Consider the following 17,949-nt stretch of genomic DNA (forward strand, 5'->3'; position numbering starts at 1 on the left):
GAATGAAAGGACGATCCCGTAAAAGGCTTTCGGAACCGGGCGTCTCGTCGGGGGAGGACGCGGACCCGACCGTAGCCGTAAACAATGATAATATCCAAATCATACACGCTTTCATAATACTTCCGTTTAAAGATTTTTAAGATTTACTTCAGTCTGATTCACAATCCGCTTAAAAGGCCGTGAACTCATCCGGTTGCCGGCTACCTCACTGCTCCCGGCCCGGAACTCGATATAATCTATACATTGATTATATTTTTAGTAACTAGTAAGTCCAACAAGTGGCACCAGTAACGCACATTCCAATGCAGGTATTACCTGCATTGTAAATGGCTGCCGTATTGCGTAAAAAGTTACATATATCCATGCAACTTTCAACGCAAGTTTGTTGACCCGGACAAGACGGATCCCCGTTACAGGGGTGTCCGCAGGTGGCATCGGAATGAGCAATAGTGTACTGATTACAGAAACCGTCGGGTCCACATCCGCCTCTGAGTTGATTCATTTCACCACCGTTAATCCTTGCAACGATGTCTTTCTTCAATACGAGTTTTTTCATGATAGATTAAATTAATAGTTTTCCCTACACTCTTTTACGGATTTTCGGATTTCTCCGGTTGTTTATAATAAGAATAAGTCCGTCCATTCGCTTTTCTGTTCCATATCGAGCGACGACATCAGGATTAGGCCGATGCCCGCGATTCCTTCGAGCATCGTATAGGAATCTTTCCAGAGCGGCGTCGTTTCCAACATATACCGTTATGCAGCGACAGCTCTTCGATATACAGGGGATCGCGTTCGATGATTTTTTTATCGATGTCCTCCAGCACATCGTCCGAATCGCCTTCCAACAAAGCGTTTTGGATCAGGTGTTCGACGCCCCAGCCGATACCGCACAGTCCGTCGACGAAGTTGATAGGGATGTTTTCGTGAACCATGTCGAACACTTCGTCCAGCAGTTCTTCCGCGTATTCGCGGAAGTAGGCTTTGCCGGTATGTTTGGCATATTGTCCGAAAAACGCCACGCCTCCCATTTTCCCATTGAGCAATCCCGCATTGGGGGCGAAATGGTAGCTGAGAATCAAATGACGGGTCTGTCTGTCGAGTAACATAGACATCAGTTTTATAAGTTTTTTATAAAACTACAATGTGATTAGAACTCCTTCTCTCTCAGATTTTATGATCCAAGCTATCACAATGCTCTTCACAATCGCACGGATATTTATATTCTCTTAAAAAGTTCCGTGCCGTTTTATGCCCTCTCTGTTATTGAATAACTTTACATAAGCTGTATTTCCCTTCTCTTTCGACTAATCGATTCTGTGTTTTTATCAGGTTACGAGTATTCCCCGACCGAATACAATAAATTATTCGTCCGGAAATAATTAGTATTGCTTTAAATGTAAAAAGGAAATCTCGATGAAGTGTTATTATCCGACCTTTCCCCAAGAATGTCAAGAGTCCAATGCGGATTAGCATACCCATGAAGCGCAATGCAATCGAAAATCAGAGATATAGAGTATGTTATATCCATTGGTATATAACTGGTTATGCAAAATGCAACTGTAAAACGACTTAACGACTTTAAGTATTCTTTTATGAAGTTCTTGCAAATTAGATAAATTTTATTAAAAATCAATATTATCAGTCGTTTTTTGTGCACGATAAAGTCGGAGAAAGTCGTAATACAGAAGGGATATATGCGGAAAAACGGCTAAACTATGGACAATAATGTGTTACATGCGTTTGGAATAGCATTTTCTGAATATATTCTGCCACCGAAAAAACGCTTAAAACCGCATTTTTCGCCATAGGCTTAAAAATAACACATCCTGTAAATCAACCTATTATTCTCCAAGATTTCAAATAGGTAACGAAACGGTAACGATTTTTACAGAGTCATCTGTCCAACTCACTGATTTGTCATAGAAAAACTTTACAGATTATATTACTTTGTCCTATTTGAGCAAGACGTCGGTCGAGCGTTGGGAGGTGCAGTCTTTGGTCCGGCCGTGCATGAAAAATCTTGACCGCACGGTACGCAGCCTGACGCGAGTTGAAAAAAGCGGCCGGGGCGGGCACGGTCTACTGGAGGCGGGGATATGCCTCGACAGGCTGCCAGGGGAGGCAAACGACGACGTGCGATTGTTACGGCATCCGTTTCCGGGGCGATAGCGCGGTTCATAATTTCCTGACAGTCGGCGGCGCCTCTACCGGTTGGAGTGAAATGATGTTCGTGTTCAAGAAAAAAATCCCGAATTGCGAGGCGCTCAAAGAGTGTTACGAGAAGGGGGTGGAGAGTAAAGAGCATGTTCGCGAACTGAAAAAAGACCCCTTTTCGATACTGAATTTCTGCGACGCGTTTTTCGCAGAGTAACGGTCGGGGCGATAAGTCGCTTTTGTATGTAAGGATCGATCTACCTAAGCGATCTGAAGTTCGTGTATTTTTTTTGGGTAAGGAGTGTCGGGAAATCGGGCGATCGTTTGGTTCTCCGACGGTTCGTTATATGGAGAATCGGCGATCCGGAATCCGGGCCGCCGTAACGTCGATGTCCGGAATACCGCGAGATTTCCGGTTCGGATACGGAATGGAAACGACAAAGCCGGAGTCTTGAGACTCCGGCTTTGTCGTTCCGAGCGATGTTTCAGGAACTGCGATTACAGCGCCAGTTTGTAAATCCGGTAAATGTCTTCGACGTGCAGGGCCCGGAAATTTCCCAGCCCGTTGCGTCCGTCGCGTTCGGCGAGGCATTTTTCGGCCATTTCGCGCAGGTGCTCTTCGCCGATCCCCACGTCGCTCAACCGGGTGGGCAGGCCCATTTTCCGGTACCAGCTTTCGAGACGGGCGATCATTTCGAAAACAATCTTTTCGGGATCGTCGAAAGCCAGCGAAACGTCGAATACGCGCACGGCGAATTGAACGAACTTGTCGATGTCCGTTTTGTAAACGTATTTCATCCACGCCGGGAATACGATCGACAGGCCCGCCCCGTGCGCGATGTCGTACTGCGCGCTCAGTTCGTGCTCGATGTCGTGGCTGGCCCAGTCGCCGATGCGTCCCGTGTTCAGCAGGTTGTTGTGCGCGACGGTGCCCGCCACATGATCTCGGCGCGGACGTCGTAATCGGTCGGATTTTCGAGGGCCATCGGGCGTGGTAGAGAATGGTGCGGATGGCTCCCTCGATCAGGCGGTCGGTGAAATCGACGTGTTTTACCCGCGTGAAATAACGCTCCATTAAGTGGGCGACAATGTCCGAGCAGCCGTTTGCAATCTGGTGCGGCGGCATCGTGAAAGTCACTTCGGGATTCATGAACGCGAATTTCGGGATCAGGCATTCGCCGCCGATGTAGCGTTTGTAGTTGCCGTCCTCGTTGGTGATGACCGAACTGTCGGACGATTCGGAACCGGCTGCCGGAATGGTCAGCACGACGCCTACGGGCAGCGCTCCCTCGATCGGCTTGTCGTCGTACAGGTAGTAGTCCCAGATGTCGTCTTTGCAGCGCATCGCGGCCGCGATGGCCTTCGACGAATCGATCGTGCTGCCGCCGCCTACCGCAAGGATGAAATCGATCCGGTTTTCCCGGCAGATTTCGACGCCTTTGCGGACGAGCGACAGGCGGGGATTGGGCTGTACTCCGCCGAGTTCGGCGACGTACAACCCTTCGGCTTTGAGCGATGTTACGACCCGGTCGTACAGGCCGTTGCGCTTGATCGACCCGCCGCCGTAATGCAGCAGCACCCGTTTCCCATATTTGGCGACTTCCCGGCCTACGCCGTTCTCGACGCCTTTGCCGAAGATGATTTTTGCCGGATTGTAATATTCGAAATTGATCATTGGATTAGTATTGAGTTAAATAGGGAATGTGTAGCTATTTCCGTTCGGTCAGCGACAGAATGAGTCCGTCGCGCATCGTGAGCGTGGCTTCGCGGCCTTTGCCGCGCAGATCCATCATGTCGTTCTTGTATCCGAAACCGTCGGCGGTCACGTACTGCGTCAAGTCGAATACCGTCCCGTCGAGGGTGACCCGCGCCAGATCCGGTTCGAAAACGACGTCGATCCGGTAGCATTTTTTCGTTTTGCCGTCCGTGCCGTCGAAAACGACGTTGATCGGGTAGGGGTCCTGCACGTAGATCGTATTGCCGCGCTGTTCGATCACCCAATGTCCATCCGCCTGCCGGACGTTTTTCGTGTCGTCGTCCTCGACGTTCCAAGCGTGCCCGCCGCCGGGCAGGTCGCGCCGGTCGAGCACCTCGGTTTTTTCGTTGCCGGGCAGGAACAGTTCCGCCTGGGCCGAGTCGGCGCTGAATACGATGTAAGCGGCATATACGGCGCCCGTATCGGATTGGGTCGTCGGGAGCATTTTGACGCCGTCTTCGAACGGACGGATGCAATCCTTACGCGCCTCCGACCATTGGTAGCCGGCCGATCCGATGCAGTCGTGGCCGTCCCTGTCCGCTCCGGTCGCCTGCCCCGTTTTTTTCGTCCCGTTCTGTCCGCAGCCGCAAAGCGCCAGCGCCGCGACTGCCATGAAAATCGTGTTTTTTATCATGTCTGTCTGTTTTGGTTTCGAGAATTATGCCCGTACAATATCCCGGCCAAACGGAGTAAAGGCCAGACTCATCAGTTTGAAATGCTGCCGGCCGAACGGGATGCCGATGATCGTGATGCAGAGCAGCACGCCCCAGAACAGGTGCGACAGCGCGATCCAGATTCCCCCGACGAAAAACCAGAGGATGTTCATCAGGGTGCTGAGGCATCCGCTGCCCTGTTCGGTGACGACCGTCTGCTGTCCGAATGGAAACAACGCTAACAGTCCCATTTTGAACGCCTGCAGCCCGAACGGGATGCCGATGATCGTCAGGCACAGCACCAACCCGCCGATGAAGTATTCGACGGCGATCGCCAATCCCCCAAACACCAGCCAGATAATATTGCCCAGTAAGTTCATTGTTTTTCCCTGTTTTAATTATAATTACAAAGATAGTATATTTTCATGCGGCTCCAAATCCGGGACGGTCGCTTCCCGGGGCGTTCGGATTCGTTAAAAACGGGACTTTTCTTCGGTGGCTCCCGATTCGACGTTTCTGACCTTGACTTCTTTACCCGTTTTGAAATTGTAACGCAGCGATACGGCGATCTGACGCCAGTTCTGGCGCTGTTCGACGGTGCGTTCGAAGGTCGGTTCCACGATCCGGATGTTTTCCTTGTTGTAATTGATCAGGTTGTGGACGGTCAGCGATGCGGTCAGCCGTTTTTTCAGCAGCGACCGCCGGAGGCCGGCGCCGACGTTGAACTGTCCGCTCATACGCATGTTGCCCCATAACCGGGGAGTCCGGTAGTTCAGATTCAGGTCGAGCGTCCACTCTTTGCGGATCGTCAGCGCGTTGTTCAGGTATCCCTGTACCGTATTCTGGCGGCCGGCCAGACTGCTGAAGCAGTTCATCGCCGTCAGATTCAGATTCAGCATCCACCACGGAGTAATGTTTGTCGGAACATTGACGTTCAGGTTGAAATTTCGTCCGATCGGGACGTTTTCGTAACGGTACAGGATGATATCCGGGTCGTCCGGATCGGTCGTTGCGACCTGTTCCGAACTTCCGTTGACCGATTCGAATCCGACGGTCAGCGAATATTTGTGCCGGATGATCCAACTGACCGAATAACTGTTTTGATAGGCCGGCCTCAGGCGCGGGTTCCCTTCGAGAAACGAATACTCCGACAGCGGCATACGGTACGGATTGAGGTTCCAGAACGACGGGCGGCTGATCTTCCGGTTGTAGTTGAAGGCCAGCATTTGCGTCGCTTTTTTGTTCAGCGGCAGCGACAGGTTGGCCGACGGGAACAGCCCGAAATAATTCTGCCGGTCGGTAATCAGCGTACTGCTGGTCGCCGGGATTGCATAGGTATATTCGCCGCGCAGGCCGACGTTCAGTCCGATCCCGTTTTTGAATTTAGTCGAAAAATCGGCGTACAGCGCCCCGATGTTTTCCGAATACCGGTTCAGGTTGCTCTGCCGGTCGATCCGGTGCCAGGCGTCGTCGCGGAGAAATTCGTACAGGATAGCGGTGTTCATCCGGTTCAGCGTGTACTTGGCCCCGGTACGGAGTTTCGAAACCGGACCGAGCGCGATTTCGAAAGCGGCGGTGGCCGCATAAAGGTCGTTGACCGTATGGATGTCGCCCCGGTAGGTGGTGTCGAACGCCTGCGACCCGGTATAACGGCTGAAGTAATCGGTCGGATCGTCGTTGTCGCGCCGGTAGTAATCCAGCAACAGTTTGAACAGCGAACCGGTGGTATCCATTTTGAAAATATAGTTCGCCGAAATCCCCAGGCCGTATCCCTGTTGGTTTTGCAGAAAATGGCTCGCTATCCGCGTCGAATCCGCCTTGTCCTGTTTTTGAAGTCGGTTATGGGTTTCCGATCCGCCGGGCAGATTGCGGAAGTAGCTGATTTCCAATCCGGCGCTGTGCCGGTCGTTGAATTCGTACAGCGCTCCGATGCGCGGCGAAACGGATTTCCAGTGCCCGTCGAGCCTGCTTTCGGAGCGAATCGACGCGTCGTTTTGCCCGAATGCGGACGATTCGGTAATTCGTACGATCTGTTTGCCGAACCAGGTTCCCATCGAAGCGTAGAGGCTCAACCGGTCGTTCCGGTAGTTCAGGTTGAACGACGGAGAAGTCGTCGAAGAAGCGTTTGAAAAGGCGTGCGAATAGTAGATGCCGACCGCTCCGTCGATCCCGTTGTCGCGTTTGCGCTTCAGCGTGATTTTGATGATGCCGGCGGTCATGTCGGCGTCGTATTCGGCCCCGGAGTTCGGCACGATCTCGATGCGCAGGATGTCTTCGGCCGGGATCTGGTTTAGGTAGTTGATCAGATCTTCGCCCGTTTCGCGCAACAGTCGGTTGTTAATCATTACTTTAGCGCCTTTTTTGCCGAAGATGGCGATGTCGTCTCTGATCCATACGCCCGGCGACAGTTTCAGCATTTCGACGGCCGTGCGCCCGATTGCCTGCGGCATGTCGGCCACGTTGACGATGAAGCGGTCGGCTTCGCGGACGATCGGGGCGGCCTTGACTTCGACGCCTTGCAGCGAAATTTCGGACGGGTCCAGCACGATGCGTCCCAGATCGGTGTCGTGCGCGATCGTTATGCCCCGCTGTTTTTTCTCGTAACCGAGCAGAGCGATCTCCATCCGGTAGTTTCCGTGCGGGATCCGCACGGAGAATCTGCCCGTGCTATCGGCCAGGGCTCCATAGACCGCCGAAGAGTCCGTTTCGGAAAAGAACGAGACGGTGGCGAATCCGATGGCGGAGCCCTGTCCGGTACAGGTCTGTCCGGTACAAGTCGCTGCGTCGGGTTGAGCCGACAGGGTAACGGCCGTAAGCAGCAGAACGATAGTAGATAAAATTTTCATAATCATCGGTAGATTTAGGTTGGTATGTTTGTTTTTAAAGATGCTTGTTCTGCAAATATATGTATAAATATTAGTATTATGCAATACATAATAATATTATTTTCGATGTATTTTGTTGTTTTGTGATATCATGTATGGCATTTTACCTGGACGGCAAGAGTTGTTCAGTACTGTCAATGAATGTTTTGACGGAAACGGATCCGAAGGTTTATGCGATAAGTTGAGCCTGTAAATTCTTTTGTTCCGATATTTTGATTTACTTTGCATCTGTTTTATTACCGGGCGTTGGTATATAATTTGCGATGTTTTTTTGCATATCCTAAAAGCATACACGATGGCAAAGAACAAAATGAAAGAAAAAGTAATTGATACAGAGCCTATTAAGGACGACCGTGAAGAGGTTGCCGAAGCGGCTCAGGAGATGGTCGAGGAGCAGACGGGTGACAAGGTGACAGACCAGGCGGCCGAAGAAGATGACAAATCGGCACGGATGGCAGCGGCCGAGAGCGAGTGGCAGGACAAATACCTGCGGCTGGTGGCCGAGTTCGACAATTACCGCAAACGGACGTTGCGGGAAAAAATGGATCTGATCGCCTCGGGCGGCGAAGACGTGATCAAATCGTTGCTGACCGTGATGGACGATATCGACCGGGCGCTCGACGCGATGTCGAAATCGAGCGATATCGATTCGATCCGCCAGGGGATCGTGCTGATCCATCAGAAATTGCTCGAAACCTTGCACGCGAAGGGTGTCGAGGAGATCACGGCGATCGGCAAGGAACTGGATACCGACCTGCACGAAGCGGTCGCCAAGTTCCCGGTTTCCGACGAGAAGAAGGGAAAGATCATCGACGTAGTCCAAAAAGGCTACAAACTGAAAGATAAAGTGGTTCGTTTTGCTAAAGTTGTTGTAGGAGAATAATCTGTTATGGCGAAAAGAGATTACTACGAGGTGCTCGAAGTACAGCGCGGAGCCAGTGCCGACGAGATCAAGAAGGCTTACCGGAAGGCGGCGCTGAAGTATCACCCGGATAAGAATCCGGGGGACAAAAGCGCCGAGGAGAAATTCAAGGAGGCTGCCGAGGCTTACGACGTGTTGAGCAACCCCGACAAGCGGGCGCGGTACGACCAGTTCGGCCATGAGGGAATGAGCGGCGCAGGCGGTTTCGGCGGCAGCGGCGGCGGTGCGGGCGGCTTCGGCGGCGGCTTTACGATGGAGGATATTTTCAGTAATTTCGGCGATATTTTCGGCGGGCATTTCGGCGGCGGTTTCAGCGGCGGCGGCTTTAACAGCGGCGGCGGGCGCAACCGGGTGAATCGCGGTTCGGATCTTCGGATCAAGGTGAAACTGACCCTCAAAGAGATCGTTAACGGGACGACCAAGAAGCTGAAAATCAATAAACAGATCGCTTGCGATCAGTGTGGGGGAACCGGAGCGAAGGACAAGGATTCGTATGCTACGTGTACGACGTGTAACGGTTCGGGTTATGTGACGCAGGTGGTCAACACCTTTTTCGGCCGTACGCAGACTTCGCAGCCGTGTCCGACCTGTCACGGCGAGGGCAAGATCATTACCACGCCGTGTTCGAAGTGTCACGGCGAAGGGGTCGTTCGCGGCGAGGAGGTGATCGAAATCAAAATTCCGGCCGGAGTGGGCGAGGGGATGCAGCTTTCGGTCAGCGGCAAAGGCAATGCCGCGCGTCACGGCGGCGTGAACGGCGACCTGCTCGTGCTGATCGAAGAGGAACCCGACAAGGATCTCGTTCGCGACGGGAACGATTTGATTTACAATCTGAATATTACCTTCCCGCAGGCTGCGCTCGGCGCTTCGGTGGAGGTGCCGACGGTTGACGCGAAGGCCAAAATTAAAATCGAACCGGGCACGCAGGCCGGCAAAGTGCTGCGACTGCGCGGAAAAGGCGTTCCGGATGTGAACGGTTACGGACGCGGCGACCTGCTGGTGGTCGTGAATATCCATGTGCCCGCCTCGGTGAACGCTTCCGAAAAACAACTGCTCGAAAAGCTGGCCGAGAACGACCATTTCAAAAAGGCGGAACAGAGCCGGGATATGAATATTTTCGACCGAATGCGCAGTTTCTTCCGTTAACGGAGAGCCGGGCGCGGGGTTGCCGGACAGCGTGCATGAGGAAAACTTTCGGACGGTTTTCCGGGACACAATATAAAGATAAATGGAGAACGATAAGATCAGAGTGCTGCCTGACGGGGTTGCCAACCAGATCGCTGCGGGCGAGGTGGTAGGCCGCCCCGCTTCTGTCGTAAAGGAGTTGATGGAGAATTCGGTCGACGCCGGTAGCAGGACGATCACGGTGAACTACAAGGACGGCGGGCGTTCGCTGATCCAGGTGGTCGACGACGGATGCGGCATGAGCGAGACCGATGCGCGGCTCGCTTTCGAACGTCATGCGACGTCGAAAATACGCCGTGCCGAAGACCTTTATCAGCTAGCATCGTTCGGTTTTCGCGGCGAGGCGTTGCCGTCGGTCGCTTCGGTGGCGGAAGTCGAACTCCGTACCCGGACTGCCGATCAGGAGATCGGCACGCAGGTCGTGATTCACGGAGGGCGGTTTGTTTCCCAAGAGCCGGTGCAGACGGCCGTCGGCACGCAGTTTCTGGTAAAAAATCTGTTCTACAATACGCCGGCCCGGCGCCGGTTTCTCAAGGAGGCCAACGTCGAGGGAAGACACATCCGTTCCGAATTCTTGCGGGTGGCCCTCTGTAATCCGGAAGTGGCTTTTTCACTGTACGACAACGATGTGCTGATCGCTACGTTGCCCGCTTCGAACCTTCGCCAGCGGATCGTTTCGGCGATCGGCGGCAAGGATATCGCTAAAAATTTGCTCGAAGTAGGCGCCGATACTTCGATCGTCAGGATCGAAGGATTCGTCGGCCGTCCTTCGGCCGCCAAAAAAACGAACCGGGAGCAGTACCTGTTCGTCAACGGCCGTTATTTCAGTTCGCCCTATTTCCGCAAGGCGATCCTGCAGGCTTACGAGAAACTGATCGCTCCCGATACGCAACCGTCCTACTTTTTGTATCTGACGATCGATCCGCAGCGGATCGACGTGAATGTGCATCCGCAAAAGACCGAGATCAAGTTCGACGACGAACAGGCCGTCTGGCAGATTTTCAACGCCGCCGTGCGGGAGTCGCTCGGCAGACTGGGAGTCGTGCCGATGATGGATTTCGAGATGGACAGTTCGATCGACATTCCCGTATTCCGGGAGGATGCCGCTTTCAGGATTCCCGATCTGGGGATCAATCCGGACTTCAATCCGTTCCGGGAGGAGAAGACGGCGGCGCCGCATGTTTCTCGGGCGTCCGACAACCGGGCCCCGAAACATTGGGAGAACCTTTATCCGGTGCGGGAAGACGATGCGACGGAACCGGGTTTTCCGGAACAGCGTTTCAAAGAATACGACAGCGCCGAACTGGAATTTATCGACGGGAGCGATTCGGGAACGGTGCAGCAGACGCTGGAGTTGGATGCGGAACGCCCTTTTTCGGGAGTATTGCCGTTCGGGAAGCGCTATTGCGTCGCCCGGTTGCGCGAAGGATTGGCGGTCGTCGATCTGCGCAGGGCGTTCGAGCGGGTGCTTTTCGAACGTTACCGGGGGCTACTGGGCAACAATGCTTCGGTGACCCAGCAATTGCTTTTCCCCGAACAAGTCGCGCTGACCCGTGAGGAGCAGGCGTTGATCGCGGAGAGCGGCGGGGAGATCGAAGCGATGGGCTTCGATCTCAGAACGGAACGGGACGGCGTGTCGGTGTTCGGTATCCCGGCCGACCTACCCGACGCGCAGATCGCCGGTACGTTGCGCGAACTGTTGGCCGAGCTGCGGGAGACCGGGGCGTGCACCGATGAGAAACGGCATGAGCGGATGGCGGCGATACTCGCGCGGAGGGGAGCCCTTTCGCTGGGCGAGGCAGCCGACGCCGACGCTGCCGGGCGGTTGCTCGGGGAGTTGTTCGCATGCGGTTCGTTCAATTACACGCCGGACGGGGCTTCTGTGCTGATTTATATAACGGACGAAGAGATCGCCGGAAGATTTAACGCGTAACCCGGAAGATCCGTCCGGGATAATTATTGACGAAGATTTGGTAAATAGACGATGATGAGATTTCAAACGGCTTATTCGACCCCTCCGGTGGTCAAAAACCTGATTATCCTGAACGGCCTGTTTTTCCTGGCCGAAATCGTGCTGCCCGGACGGATGGGCGACTGGCTGATCGAGCGGCTGGGGCTGTTTTTCTGGGAGAGCGGTAATTTTCAGATTTACCAGCTCGTGACCAGCATGTTCCTGCATGCCAATTTCATGCATCTGTTCATGAATATGTTCGCTTTGTGGATGTTCGGCCGGACGTTGGAGTACGAGATGGGCAGCAAGCGTTTTTTTGCTTTACTACATGGTGACGGGGATCGGCGCCGGACTGCTGCAATTGGGCGTGACCTGGATCGAGGTAAGTTCGCTGCATTCGGCCGTCGCCGCAGGGACGGCGAGTCCGTATGAGTTGGCCGCCCGCATCGGATCGGTTACGATCGGCGCTTCGGGAGCGGTGTTCGGCGTGTTGCTGGCATTCGGGATGATGCATCCCAATGCGATGTTGATGTTGCTGATTCCGCCGATCCCGATCAAAGCCAAATATTTCGTGATCGGATACGGACTGATCGAACTTTTTCTCGGCGTGTCCGGGGCCCAAAGCGGCGTCGCTCATTTCGCGCACGTCGGCGGTATGCTGTGGGGTTTCTTCCTGTTGCGTTACTGGAAAAAGAAAGGAGATATTTACTATTGACGTCGAACTGAATCGCAGGATTTCGGAATGAAAAAACGAACGTTGTGTTGGATGGCTGCCGTTATGCTGGCGGCCGGCGTCGCGGAAGCCCGGTCTCCCGTGCATCCGTTTAACGGAAAGAACCTGAAAGGGTGGGTCGGTTATGTCGGGGACTCCACGCTCGATGCGGCTGAAGAGTTCGGCGTCGTGGACGGGATGCTGCGGGTAAGCGGAGCGCTGGGTTATATCCGGACGACGCGCGCTTATTCGGATTACCGGCTGACGCTACAATACCGCTGGGAAGGCGAGCCTACCAACAGCGGAATCTTCATGCATATCCAGCCCGGCGAAGACCGGTTATGGCCGAAGTGTTACGAGTGCCAGTTGTGGGCCGGGCATGCCGGCGACGTGAACGATGCGGGGGATTCGCAGAGCGACGAATTCCGCAGGATCGGCGCCGCGACCGTTCCGAAGTTGCAGCCCGCCAGCGAAAGGCCTGCGGGGGAATGGAACGACGTCGAAATCGTGTGCGACGGAAACTCCATGACCATATTCATCAACGGCGTACTCCAGAACAAGCTGACACGTATGAATAACGACCGCGGGTATATCGCTCTCGAAGGGGAGGGAAGCCCGATCTTGTTCCGTAACATCGAGGTCGCGCCGCTGAAACGAAAACGATAACCTATGTCCGGCAAACAAAAAGAACACAGACGGCACGGTATCCTGCTCGGAGTGGCCGACGGGGTGGTTTTCCTGATCTCGGTTGCGTTGGCCGTGCTGCTGATGCTGGCCTATGCGGCTCCCCGGGTAGACCCCCACGATTCGCTGTGGTTCGCTTATCTCGGTCTTGCGGCTCCTTTTCTCTACCTGGCCAATCTGGTGTTGATGCTCTATTGGACGGTGCGTTGGAAATGGATCGCGGTCGGTCTGGCGGCAGTCGCCGTGATCGGACTCGGACACGTATCCAAATTTTTCAGGCCGGCTTTCGGGAAAGCTTACGAACAGGTGCGGCAGCCGGGGTCGTTCCGGGTGCTGAGCTATAACGTAGAGGCTTTTTCGGCAGGGATTCGCTCGGGAAACGCGAAAATCAGGTTGCCGAGATCGCCCGGTTTATCCGGGAATCCGAGCCGGATATCATCTGTATGCAGGAGTTCGAACTGAATCGGATCAATCCTCGCGTGAAGTTCGATTCGCTGCTGGAAGCGTGGAAATACAGCGCTTTTTTCTTTACGTCGGGCAGTCCCGACCAGAACGGGCGCGGACTGGCCATATACAGCAAGTATCCGGTCGTCCGGCGCGGCGGGATACATTATCCCGAATCGAACAACGCCTCGATGTGGGCGGACGTGATTATGCACCGCGATACGTTGCGCGTCTATAACAACCATATGCAGAGCACCCAGGTCAACGAGAGCGACCGCGAATACCTGTCGGGGACGGGCCTGTCCGCGGACTCGCTCGGAGACGAGCGGCTGAAAGACATTCTCCGCAAATTGGGCCGCAACTTCAGGGTGCGTGCCGCGCAGGCCGATTCGATCGCCGGGATTATCCACGACGGGACGCCTCGGGTGATCGTTTGCGGGGATTTCAACGACACGCCGATGTCCTATACTTACCGGCAGTTGCGGGGCGACCTGAAAGACGCTTTTTGCGAAAAGGGACGCGGGATCATTTTTACGTACCGCGGGCTGCTCGGGGTTTTCCGGATCGATTACCTGTTCCATTCGAACGACTTGGCGACCGTCGGATACGATTCCGAGCAGCCGCAGTGGAGCGATCATAATCCGGTGCTGGTCGATTTGAAACTGCGGTAATATCCCGTCCGTCATGATTGCCCCGATCCCGGATGCCCGGGCCGGAAAAGAACCGAAACCGTTCGCGGCGTTGTCGGAATCCGCTTCGCGGGCCTACCCAAAAAAACGTCTCCGCAAAATACTTTGCGGAGACATTCCACTTTACTTGTTGGCTTACAAAAATGGGATTGGAACTCTTATTATTCCTGACACAAAGATCGGGATCCGTACCTGTTCCGGCAATACCTGAACCGCGTTAAAAAAGGGGCGGCGTATCCTCATTTCGAGGGATGGCGCTATTTGCCGGCGTTCTGTCCGCGCGGTTGCTGCGCTGCGGGCGGCGTTCCGACTTTCGGCACCGGGAATTTGTACCGGGCGTAGGTGATCATCACCAGGATGATGCCGACGAAAATCAGCGCGGCGGCGACGATGTTGTCGTAACCGACCGTCACTTGGTTGCGGTAGATGCCCAGTACGGTCGCGGCCACCGGTTGCAGATAAGAGTACAGGCCCGTATGCACAGAGGTAAGCTTTTCGGTACCGTAGTAGAGCAGGTAGTTCGGCAGCATGGTTCCCAGGATCAGAATGTAGGCGATCTCGGCGACCCCGATGGCCGGCAGGGAGCTGAAATCGAAATCGACCAGCTTTTTGCCGAAAAACGGCGCGGCGATCAGCACGCCGATGATGTAGTACCATCCGGTGACGGTCATCGTGCCGAATTTCATCAGTTCCGGTTTGATGAAAACCGTGTTGGTCGCGGCGGCGAATACGCTGATCAGGATCAGCAGGTTGCCGATCTCTTCGCTCTTCTGTTGCGGCCAGCCGTTGCCGAGAATCAGCACGGCGCTTCCGGCAACGCCCAGGATGATCCCGATGATTTTCGCCCGGTGGATCTTTTCGCGCATCAGCAGGGCCGATACGCTGAGCGTTACGATCGGAGCCATCGTGGCCAGCGTGGAGGCGTCGACCGGGTTGGTATATTTGGCGCCCCACAGCATCAGGAATTCGTGCCCGTAAATCACCAGTACCGTCGGGATCAGAATCCAGATGAAGTCGCGGAACGGAATCCGGAACCGTTTGAAAAGAATGGCCCACGGAACGAACCAGACCGCCGAGACGACTACCCGCAGGAAAAAAAGGGTTTCGAAAGGCATGTAGCGCCGGATGATGGAGATAAAGAACGAGAAGTTCATCCCCAGCAGAATGTTGGCGAAAATCAGCGCCATGTGTGCGATTACATGTTCTTTGTGCGTATGCGGCTTGTCGGTCATAACGTGCGGGTAGGGACAGCCCGGGGGCCGTTTGAAAAAAGCGGTCCCGGAAAGGAGAATGTTCATTGCGGAAAACATTCCCGAATCCGGAGCCGCTTTTCGTGACTGAAGTGCCGGATTTAACCGAATAGGTTTAATCCCAGTTTGTTGGTGATGTACTTAATGGCGTTTTGCGCCCGTACCGAGTTACCCGATCCGTCGAGTTTCGGCGAAAAGGCCGCGATGCCCATCACTCCGGGCAGCACGCCGACGATTCCGCCGCCGACGCCGGTTTTGGCCGGAATGCCGGAGGTGAAGATCCAGTCGCCGGTGTGTTCGTAGAATCCGACCGAAGCGATCATCGCGACGATCTTCGAAGTCAGCTCGGCGTCGAAGACCTTCTTCTTGGTGACCGGGTTGACGCCGCGGTTGGCGATCGTGCCGCCGCAGATCGACAGTTGGCGTGCGGTCACGCCCATCGAGCACTGGCGGGTGTAGATATCCAGCGACATATCGGGATCGTCGTAAATCCGATTGTAATTTTTCAGCAGCCAGGCGATCGATCGGTTGTTGAAATTGGTCGCCGATTCCGATTTGTAGAGTTCGTCCTGCAGTACCAGCGGACTGCCGCAGAGTCCTGCCAGAAAATCGGTGATCGATTTCCATTTGCCGTCCGAATTGCCTACGGGCTTGACCATGCTGCACGCCGTGATGGCTCCGGCATTGACCAGCGGGGTCGAGGGATGGTCGTTCTCGAGTAGGATCGCCATGATCGAGTTGAACGGCAGTCCGGTCGCGTCGGCCCCGATTTTTTGCAGGATCGTGTCGGCTCCGTATTGCTGCATCGCCAGGATGGCGGTAGGCACTTTCGAGACCGATTCGATCCCGAATACGTAATCCGTGTCGCCCGCCTCGACGATCTCTCCGTCGGGGAGGCAGACCGATATGCCGAACAGTTTCGAAGGTACCTTGGCCAGGAACGGAATGTAGTCGGCGTTGTTGCCGCCGTCGTCGCCCTTGATTTTTTCGTAGGCTTCGTTGACGACGTCGTTCAGTTGTTTCGTATCGAATTTTTGCATAGTCGTTTAATTTTTAGTCGGTTCGTTATGGTCCGTCGCCGAGCCGGTCGTCGCGCCTGCGTTCGAAGCGTCGGCGGCGGTTCCCGTCGCAGTCGGCGTTACGGCCGGTTGTGCGGTTGCGGCAGCCGGCTGCGGTTGTTTTTCCCAGGAGAACGGCTGAAATTCTTTGGCCGCTTCGGGATCCTGCCAGGACGGTTTACGCGAAGCGTAGATGATGAACGGGGCGCCGACTACGATGATACAGCCGATAATCAGTACGGAGAACCATACCGTGTTGCTGCCCGTCGAAATCTGGCTGGGCGGGATAAAGCTGAGAATGAAGGCCAGCAGGGCGCCGCAGAAGCCGAGTCCGGCGATGAACCAGATCAGGCCGTTGCCTTTTCCGATCCGGAACGGGCGTTGCTGTTTCGGCATTTTGTAACGCAGTACGATGGCCGAGCTGAACATCAGCAGGTACATGATCAGATACAGCAACACGGTCAACTGCGACAGGATCTGATAGAAAGACTGCACGGAGGGCATGACCACGAACAGCAAGCTCAGTACCGTAACGACGCATCCTTGGATGAGCAGGATGTTGCGCTGTACGCCGGATTTGTTGGCCTTTTGGAAGAACGGCGGCAGATACCCGGCCTTTCCTACCGTGAAGATACCCTTCGACGGGCCGGCGACCCATGTCAGCACGCCGGCCAGTACGCCGAACATCAGCGCGATGGCGATGATCGGGGAAGCCCAGCTCATATGCAGGTAATGGAAATAGTTGTCGAATCCGATCAGCAGACTCTGCGTCAGGTTGATGTCTTTGGCCGGGATGATAAAGCCCAGCGAGAAGGTACCCAGTACGAAGATCAGCACCGTAATCAGCGACCCGATGAAGATAGCCTTGGGGTAGTTCTTGCTCGGATTTTTCACGTCCATCACATGGATACCCATCATCTCCATACCGGCGTAGAACAGGAAGATACCCGAAGCCAGCACCAGGTTGTCGAATTTGGTCAGGTCGGGGAAGAATCCCTGGCTCATGTCCATGTTATTATGTCCGCCGGTACTGAGGTAGATGATCCCGAGGACGATCAGCAGGCCGGCCGGGATAATCGTCCCGATCATACCGCCGATTTTCGAAATCTTGCCGACCCACGTCAGCCCTTTCAGGGCGATGGCCGTGGCGGCCCAGTAGATGACCAGTACGACGATCAGTGTGAAAACTTTGTTCGACGCCAGCATCATGTCGTGATGCGGGTCCATGCCGATAAAGGCGATCGAGACGGCTCCGAAGGTCAGCACGGTCGGATACCAGATCGTACTTTCGATCCATTGCAGCCAGATGGCCAGGAAACCCGTGCGGGCGCCCATCGCTTCGCCGACCCAGCGGAACACACCGCCCTGTTTGTCGGCGAACATCGCCGCCAGCTCGGCTGCGACCAGCGCGGTCGGGATCAGGAAAACGATCGCCGCGAACAGGTAATAAAATGCTGAAGATGGCCCGTAAACCGCTTCCGAAGGGAGTCCCCGGAGACTTACGACGGCCGTAATGTTCATAATTGCAAGTGTCATTACACTCAATTTGAACCCTGTACTTTTTGTTGTTGCCATACGATCATACGATTAAATTGCTTGTTAA

At 54.6% G+C, this 17,949-nt stretch carries 15 protein-coding genes and 2 pseudogenes; 8 read left to right on the plus strand and 9 right to left on the minus strand.

Features of this window, described 5'->3' with window-relative positions:
* Positions 1-680 precede the first annotated feature (680 nt).
* On the minus strand, positions 681-1,109 hold the full coding sequence (locus DW082_RS09085) for a hypothetical protein (RefSeq protein ID WP_145996492.1): 429 nt from the start codon (positions 1,107-1,109) through the stop codon (positions 681-683).
* Between the two features lie 944 nt (positions 1,110-2,053).
* Between DW082_RS09085 and DW082_RS09090 the strand changes: the two genes are divergently transcribed.
* Entirely contained in the window at positions 2,054-2,374 is a 321-nt protein-coding gene (locus DW082_RS09090; RefSeq protein WP_101570936.1) for a hypothetical protein, read from the plus strand.
* A gap of 281 nt (positions 2,375-2,655) precedes the next feature.
* Here the strand turns inward: DW082_RS09090 and DW082_RS15060 are convergent, their stop codons facing one another.
* The 5 genes and pseudogenes from DW082_RS15060 to DW082_RS09115 form a co-directional block, all read right to left on the minus strand.
* A complete protein-coding gene (locus DW082_RS15060; RefSeq protein ID WP_259335572.1) occupies positions 2,656-3,096 on the minus strand; it encodes an iron-containing alcohol dehydrogenase in 441 nt (146 codons plus the stop codon).
* Between the two features lie 112 nt (positions 3,097-3,208).
* Positions 3,209-3,832, minus strand: a pseudogene (locus DW082_RS15485) (iron-containing alcohol dehydrogenase); the annotation flags it as partial.
* A gap of 34 nt (positions 3,833-3,866) precedes the next feature.
* Positions 3,867-4,547, minus strand: a complete 681-nt coding sequence (locus DW082_RS09105) for an MliC family protein (protein WP_118458306.1) — start codon at positions 4,545-4,547, stop codon at positions 3,867-3,869.
* Positions 4,548-4,571: 24 nt separating this feature from the next.
* A complete protein-coding gene (locus DW082_RS09110; RefSeq protein ID WP_101570930.1) occupies positions 4,572-4,946 on the minus strand; it encodes a YccF domain-containing protein in 375 nt (124 codons plus the stop codon).
* 93 nt (positions 4,947-5,039) lie between these two features.
* Entirely contained in the window at positions 5,040-7,412 is a 2,373-nt protein-coding gene (locus DW082_RS09115) for an outer membrane beta-barrel family protein (RefSeq protein ID WP_182424136.1), read from the minus strand.
* A gap of 334 nt (positions 7,413-7,746) precedes the next feature.
* On the opposite strand from DW082_RS09115, the gene DW082_RS09120 reads away from it, so the two are divergent.
* The 7 genes and pseudogenes from DW082_RS09120 (at position 7,747) to DW082_RS15075 (ending at position 14,020) form a co-directional block, all read left to right on the plus strand.
* Positions 7,747-8,334 (plus strand): nucleotide exchange factor GrpE, encoded by a 588-nt coding sequence (locus DW082_RS09120; protein WP_101570926.1) that lies wholly within the window; start codon positions 7,747-7,749, stop codon positions 8,332-8,334.
* Positions 8,335-8,340: 6 nt separating this feature from the next.
* Complete coding sequence (gene dnaJ, locus DW082_RS09125; protein ID WP_055203767.1) at positions 8,341-9,519, plus strand: molecular chaperone DnaJ; 1,179 nt, start codon at positions 8,341-8,343, stop codon at positions 9,517-9,519.
* Between the two features lie 82 nt (positions 9,520-9,601).
* Complete coding sequence (gene mutL / locus DW082_RS09130) at positions 9,602-11,491, plus strand: DNA mismatch repair endonuclease MutL (RefSeq protein WP_118458310.1); 1,890 nt, start codon at positions 9,602-9,604, stop codon at positions 11,489-11,491.
* Between the two features lie 54 nt (positions 11,492-11,545).
* Positions 11,546-12,224 (plus strand): annotated as a pseudogene (locus DW082_RS09135) (rhomboid family intramembrane serine protease).
* A gap of 27 nt (positions 12,225-12,251) precedes the next feature.
* On the plus strand, positions 12,252-12,887 hold the full coding sequence (locus DW082_RS09140; RefSeq protein ID WP_101570922.1) for a DUF1080 domain-containing protein: 636 nt from the start codon (positions 12,252-12,254) through the stop codon (positions 12,885-12,887).
* A 3-nt stretch (positions 12,888-12,890) separates the two neighbouring features.
* On the plus strand, positions 12,891-13,367 hold the full coding sequence (locus DW082_RS15070) for a hypothetical protein (RefSeq protein ID WP_259335574.1): 477 nt from the start codon (positions 12,891-12,893) through the stop codon (positions 13,365-13,367).
* Positions 13,319-14,020: an endonuclease/exonuclease/phosphatase family protein gene (locus DW082_RS15075; RefSeq protein WP_409049077.1), complete on the plus strand. Its 702-nt coding sequence runs from the start codon at positions 13,319-13,321 to the stop codon at positions 14,018-14,020. The genes DW082_RS15070 and DW082_RS15075 overlap by 49 nt, the downstream gene beginning before the upstream one ends.
* A 275-nt stretch (positions 14,021-14,295) precedes the next feature.
* Here the strand turns inward: DW082_RS15075 and DW082_RS09155 are convergent, their stop codons facing one another.
* The 3 genes from DW082_RS09155 to gadC all read right to left on the minus strand — a co-directional run bounded on the left by DW082_RS09155 (position 14,296) and on the right by gadC (position 17,921).
* A complete protein-coding gene (locus DW082_RS09155; protein WP_055204508.1) occupies positions 14,296-15,270 on the minus strand; it encodes a DMT family transporter in 975 nt (324 codons plus the stop codon).
* 119 nt (positions 15,271-15,389) lie between these two features.
* A complete protein-coding gene (gene glsA, locus DW082_RS09160) occupies positions 15,390-16,328 on the minus strand; it encodes a glutaminase A (protein WP_055203776.1) in 939 nt (312 codons plus the stop codon).
* 6 nt (positions 16,329-16,334) lie between these two features.
* Positions 16,335-17,921, minus strand: a complete 1,587-nt coding sequence (gadC, locus tag DW082_RS09165) for a putative glutamine/gamma-aminobutyrate antiporter GadC (protein ID WP_055203778.1) — start codon at positions 17,919-17,921, stop codon at positions 16,335-16,337.
* Positions 17,922-17,949: the final 28 nt, after the last annotated feature.

This window comes from Alistipes sp. AF48-12, from assembly GCF_003477565.1.
Classification (GTDB): Bacteria; Bacteroidota; Bacteroidia; order Bacteroidales; family Rikenellaceae; genus Alistipes_A; species Alistipes_A hominis.

Bases quoted from the DNA above. Each gene is read 5' to 3' on its own strand.
- DW082_RS09085 (WP_145996492.1), bottom strand. From the start codon at position 1,109: ATGTTACTCGACAGACAGACCCGTCATTTGATTCTCAGCTACCATTTC.
- DW082_RS09105 (WP_118458306.1), bottom strand. From the start codon at position 4,547: ATGATAAAAAACACGATTTTCATGGCAGTCGCGGCGCTGGCGCTTTGC.
- DW082_RS09110 (WP_101570930.1), bottom strand. From the start codon at position 4,946: ATGAACTTACTGGGCAATATTATCTGGCTGGTGTTTGGGGGATTGGCG.
- DW082_RS09115 (WP_182424136.1), bottom strand. From the start codon at position 7,412: ATGAAAATTTTATCTACTATCGTTCTGCTGCTTACGGCCGTTACCCTG.
- DW082_RS09120 (WP_101570926.1), top strand. From the start codon at position 7,747: ATGGCAAAGAACAAAATGAAAGAAAAAGTAATTGATACAGAGCCTATT.
- dnaJ (WP_055203767.1), top strand. From the start codon at position 8,341: ATGGCGAAAAGAGATTACTACGAGGTGCTCGAAGTACAGCGCGGAGCC.
- mutL (WP_118458310.1), top strand. From the start codon at position 9,602: ATGGAGAACGATAAGATCAGAGTGCTGCCTGACGGGGTTGCCAACCAG.
- DW082_RS09140 (WP_101570922.1), top strand. From the start codon at position 12,252: ATGAAAAAACGAACGTTGTGTTGGATGGCTGCCGTTATGCTGGCGGCC.
- DW082_RS15070 (WP_259335574.1), top strand. From the start codon at position 12,891: ATGTCCGGCAAACAAAAAGAACACAGACGGCACGGTATCCTGCTCGGA.
- DW082_RS09155 (WP_055204508.1), bottom strand. From the start codon at position 15,270: ATGACCGACAAGCCGCATACGCACAAAGAACATGTAATCGCACACATG.
- glsA (WP_055203776.1), bottom strand. From the start codon at position 16,328: ATGCAAAAATTCGATACGAAACAACTGAACGACGTCGTCAACGAAGCC.
- gadC (WP_055203778.1), bottom strand. From the start codon at position 17,921: ATGGCAACAACAAAAAGTACAGGGTTCAAATTGAGTGTAATGACACTT.